The sequence below is a fragment of the Protofrankia sp. CiT1 genome (assembly GCF_917627335.1).
Lineage (GTDB): Bacteria > Actinomycetota > Actinomycetes > Frankiales > Frankiaceae > Protofrankia.
This window is the reverse complement of the sequence record NZ_CAKJTP010000022.1, coordinates 27,238-31,677: the sequence shown is the minus strand read 5'-3', so window position 1 is coordinate 31,677 and position 4,440 is coordinate 27,238. Positions and strand designations below refer to the sequence as shown.

Below are 4,440 nucleotides of genomic sequence, written 5' to 3'. Positions count from 1 at the left end.
CATCAACTTCCGGCAACGGCTGGCAAACGCCGCCATGCACGGCGAGAATCGCGCCGCCGGCTCCGGCGGAAGCGGGCGAAACCGCCGTCGGCGGCTCGGCTTGGCTCAGCTCAGCTCAGGAAGCGGTGAGCGCCGCGACCGCGACCGCGACGAACAGAAGCGTCAGATAGGTGATCGAAATATGGAACAGCCGCATCGGCTGGATGTCCCCGCCCCGGCGGACCTGGCGGACCAGCCGGTGGGCCTCGAACAGGAACCAGCCACCGAGCGAGGCGGCCACCGCCAGATACGGCCATCCCGTGTGGGCGATGGGGACGAGCAGCAGGGAAGCGGCCACCATGACGTACGAGTAGCCGAGCATCCGCCTGGTCACCACCGCGGCAGACGCGACGACCGGCAGCATGGGGATGCCCGCCGCGGCGTAGTCGTCCCGGTACTTGATGGCGAGCGCCCAGAAGTGCGGGGGCGTCCAGAAAAAAATCACGGCGAACAGCAGCACAGCGGGCCAGCCGACCGTCCCTGTCACCGCCGACCAACCGATGAGCACCGGGAAGCACCCGGCCGCGCCGCCGATGACGATGTTGGACGGGGTACGACGCTTGAGCCCCAGGGTGTAGACGAAGACATAGAACACGATCGCCCCGTCGGCGAGCAGTGCCGAGACCCAGTTGACAGCAAAACCGAACAGGGCCGTGGCGGCCACCCCGAGCATGATCCCGAACCGCAGCGCCTCCGCCGGAGTGACGCTTGCCCGGACGAGCGGCCGTCGGCGCGTCCGGGCCATCACCTCGTCGATGTCGCGGTCTATGTAGCAGTTGAACGTGTTCGCGCTGCCCGCCGCGAAGGTCCCGCCGACCAGGGTCGCGAGCACCAGCCACAGGGACGGAAGACCACGTTCGGCCAGCAGCATCACCGGTACAGTTGTGATCAACAGCTGTTCGATGATCCGCGGCTTCGTCAGGGCGAGGTAGGAGCGGGCCAGTGCTCCGGCCGGGCGCCGGGACTTCACCGGGCCCGCCGGCCCACCGGGCTCAGGCTGCGCGGGCATGTTCCGCTGCGGCAGGCTGGAAACCGGTGTGGACGCGGCCAAGGCGGACAGGACGACCTCGCGATCGGCGGGAGAGGAAGAGCACCCGCGCAGGCTCAGGCCCCGCGGCCGGGGCTCACAACATGGTTCTACGACGTGTCGGAGTCTAACTGCCGGATGCCGTGCCCGGCACGCGACCCACCGACAAACAAGATCACTATTCGGCCAGAAAAGATCACAATTTCGGGTCACGACCGCGGTACAGGACGCACCGGACCAGCGCCAATACACGACCTTCGATCACCCAAGGCTGCCACGGGCGCACATCAGACGAATAAATTCTCAAACAGAGGTAGCGGAAGGATGGTGTTCTCGCTAACTTTCCCACTCTGCCGCGAGTATCCGGACGCTGGGATGAGGCGACCGAGAGAGGGTAGAGCCATCATGGTGGCACGGCGGCGGGGCCTGCGCGACGGTGCCCCGTGGGCAGGCCGCGACCTGCCCGCAGCTGCCGCCGCGGTGGTCGGCGTGGCCGTGCCCGTACGGTGCGGCCCGATAGTGCCAGACCATGTACCAACGCCCGTGGAGAGGACGTCACACCGCGATGACCGACACCTTGGCCCAGCTTTCCGCCGCCGGAGTGGCGGTCTGGCTCGACGACATCAGCCGCGACCGCCTACGCACCGGCAACCTCGCCGAGCTGATGCGCACCCGGGCCGTCGTCGGCGTCACCAGCAACCCGACCATCTTCCAGAAGGCGATCAGCGGCGGGTCCGCGTATGACGAGCAGATCCGCGATCTCACCATCCGCGGAGTGGACGTCGGTGAGGCCATCCGGGCGATCACCACGGCAGACGTCCGCGCCGCCTGTGACGTACTTCGCCCCGCCTACGAGACCAGCGCGGGCGTGGACGGCCGGGTGTCGATCGAGGTGGACCCGCGGCTGGCTCATGACAGCGAACGCACCCTGGCCGAAGCCCGAGCGCTGTGGTGGCTGGTCGACCGGCCGAACCTGTTCATCAAGATCCCGGCCACTCTCGCCGGCCTACCGGCGATCACTGCCACCCTCGCCCAGGGCATCAGCGTCAACGTCACCCTGATCTTCGGGCTGAACCGTTACGAGGCCGTCATGGACGCGTTCATGACCGGCATCGAGCAGGCCCGGCAGGCCGGCCATGACCTGTCCGCCCTCGCCTCGGTGGCGTCGTTCTTCGTCAGCCGGGTGGACAGCGAGGTGGACCGCCGCCTGGAAAAAATCGGCACTGAGGGGGCTCGGGCGCTGCGGGGCAGGGCCGCGATCGCCAACGCGCGGCTGGCCTACGAGCGATACGAGCAGGCCTTCGCGACCCCGCGCTGGTCGGCCCTTGCCAAGGCCGGCGCCAAGCCGCAGCGGCCGCTGTGGGCGTCGACCTCCACGAAAGACCCGGCACTGCCAGATACGATCTATGTCAAGGAACTGATTGCCCCGGGCACGGTCAATACGATGCCCGAGGCCACGCTGCACGCCTTCGCCGACCACGGGGTGGTCAGCGGCGATACGGTCAGACCGTACTATGAGGACGCCCGCGCGGTGATGGCCCGCCTGACCGAACTCGGTATCTCCTTCCCCGACGTGGTCGAGGTGCTGGAGCGCGAGGGCGTGGAGAAATTCGAGGATTCCTGGAACCAGCTGCTCACGGCGGTGGAGGGCCAGCTTGACGCCGCCGGCGGCTGACCCGGGGCGAGGCGTCCCGCCAGCGGCGGCCGGCGGCTCGGGCGCTCTTTGCGGACCCGCGGCGACAGGTGCCGCCGTTGCTGCCGTCGTTGCCGTCCGGCGACGGTTCTGAACCTGCCCACGATGATTCTGGACGGACAGAGGGGGTTCGGGTGACACCGACGGTGAACACCAACCCACTGCGAGACCCGCGCGACCGCCGCCTGCCGCGGCTGCCTGACCCGTGTGCGTTGGTGGTCTTCGGGGTGACCGGTGACCTGGCCCGCAAGAAGCTCATCCCAGCCGTCTACGATCTGGCGAACCGGGGCCTGCTGCCACCGGGTTTCGTACTCCTCGGGTTCGCCCGGCGCGACTGGACCGACAGCGATTTCGCGGAAATCATCCGGGAGGCCGCGGCGGAGGGGGCGCGGACACCGTTCCGCGAGGAGGTGTGGGAACGCCTTGCCGCCTCGATAAAGCTCGTCCCCGGATCGTTCAACGACGACCACGCGTTCGACACCCTCGCCCAGACGCTGCTCGACCTCGAGCACACCCACGGGATCCCGGGGAACGCGGCTTTCTACCTGTCCATCCCACCCTCGGCCTTCCCCGTCGTCCTCAAGCAGATGCAACGCACCGGCATGGCATCCAACGAGGCGTCCGGGGGCTGGCGGCGGGTCGTGGTCGAAAAGCCCTTCGGCCACGACCAGGAGTCGGCCCGCGCGCTCAACGAGCTGGTCGACGAGGTCTTCACCCCCGAAGACGTATTCCGCATCGACCACTATCTGGGCAAGGAGACCGTCCAGAACCTGCTGGCGCTGCGATTCGCCAACACCTTGTTCGAACCGATCTGGAACTCCCACTTCGTGGACTCCGTCCAGATCACCATGGCTGAGGACGTCGGTATCGGCTCACGCGCCGGGTTCTACGACGAAACCGGCGCGGCCCGTGACGTCCTGCAGAATCACCTGCTGCAGCTGTTGGCGCTGACCGCGATGGAAGAGCCGGTGAGCTTCAACGCCGAGGCCATCCGGTACGAGAAACTCAAGGTGCTGCGGGCGGTCTCGCTGCCGGCCGATTTCGCCGGCTACGCCGTCCGCGGCCAGTACGAACAGGGCTGGCTCGCCGGCCGGCGGGTAAAGGGCTATCTCGAGGAAGACGGCGTCCCCGCGGAGTCCCGGACGGAGACCTACGCCGCCGTCCGGATCGGGATTGAAACCCGCCGGTGGGCTGGTGTGCCCTTCTACCTGCGCACCGGCAAACGGCTGCCACGCCGGGTGACGGAGATCGCCGTGTCGTTCAAACCAGCGCCGCACCTGCCCTTCAACACCACCGACACCACCGAGCTCGGCCACAACCAGCTGGTGGTCCGGGTCCAGCCGGACGAGGGCGTGACGCTGAAATTCGGGTCCAAGGTGCCGGGCTCGGCCATGGAGGTCCGCGATGTCGCCATGGACTTCCTGTTCGGTGAGGCGTTCACCGAGTCGCTGCCCGAAGCCTACGAAAGGCTCATCCTCGACGTGCTTCTCGGGGACGCGACACTGTTCCCGAACAACGCCGAGGTGATCGAATCGTGGCGGGTGATCGACCCGATGGAGGATTACTGGGCGAGGACCGTCCCGTTCCGCTACCGGGCCGGCAGCTGGGGCCCGGCCGCCGCCGACGAGATGCTCGCCCGGGACGGGCGTCGCTGGCGGCGGCCGTGAGGCCGGCGAGCGCG

Annotated in this window: 3 protein-coding genes; 2 read left to right on the top strand and 1 reads right to left on the bottom strand. The window is 68.1% G+C overall.

Translation table 11 applies throughout. The annotated features are described in order from the left end of the window. Positions 1 to 115: 115 nt before the first annotated feature. Positions 116 to 1,048 (bottom strand): heme o synthase, encoded by a 933-nt coding sequence (locus tag MJ785_RS06260; protein ID WP_239308513.1) that lies wholly within the window; start codon positions 1,046 to 1,048, stop codon positions 116 to 118. A 583-nt stretch (positions 1,049 to 1,631) separates the two neighbouring features. On the opposite strand from MJ785_RS06260, the gene tal reads away from it, so the two are divergent. Both tal and zwf read left to right on the top strand, forming a co-directional pair. Further along, complete coding sequence (gene tal, locus MJ785_RS06255) at positions 1,632 to 2,741, top strand: transaldolase (RefSeq protein ID WP_239380176.1); 1,110 nt, start codon at positions 1,632 to 1,634, stop codon at positions 2,739 to 2,741. Positions 2,742 to 2,893: 152 nt separating this feature from the next. Beyond that, complete coding sequence (gene zwf, locus MJ785_RS06250; RefSeq protein ID WP_239308511.1) at positions 2,894 to 4,426, top strand: glucose-6-phosphate dehydrogenase; 1,533 nt, start codon at positions 2,894 to 2,896, stop codon at positions 4,424 to 4,426. Positions 4,427 to 4,440: the final 14 nt, after the last annotated feature.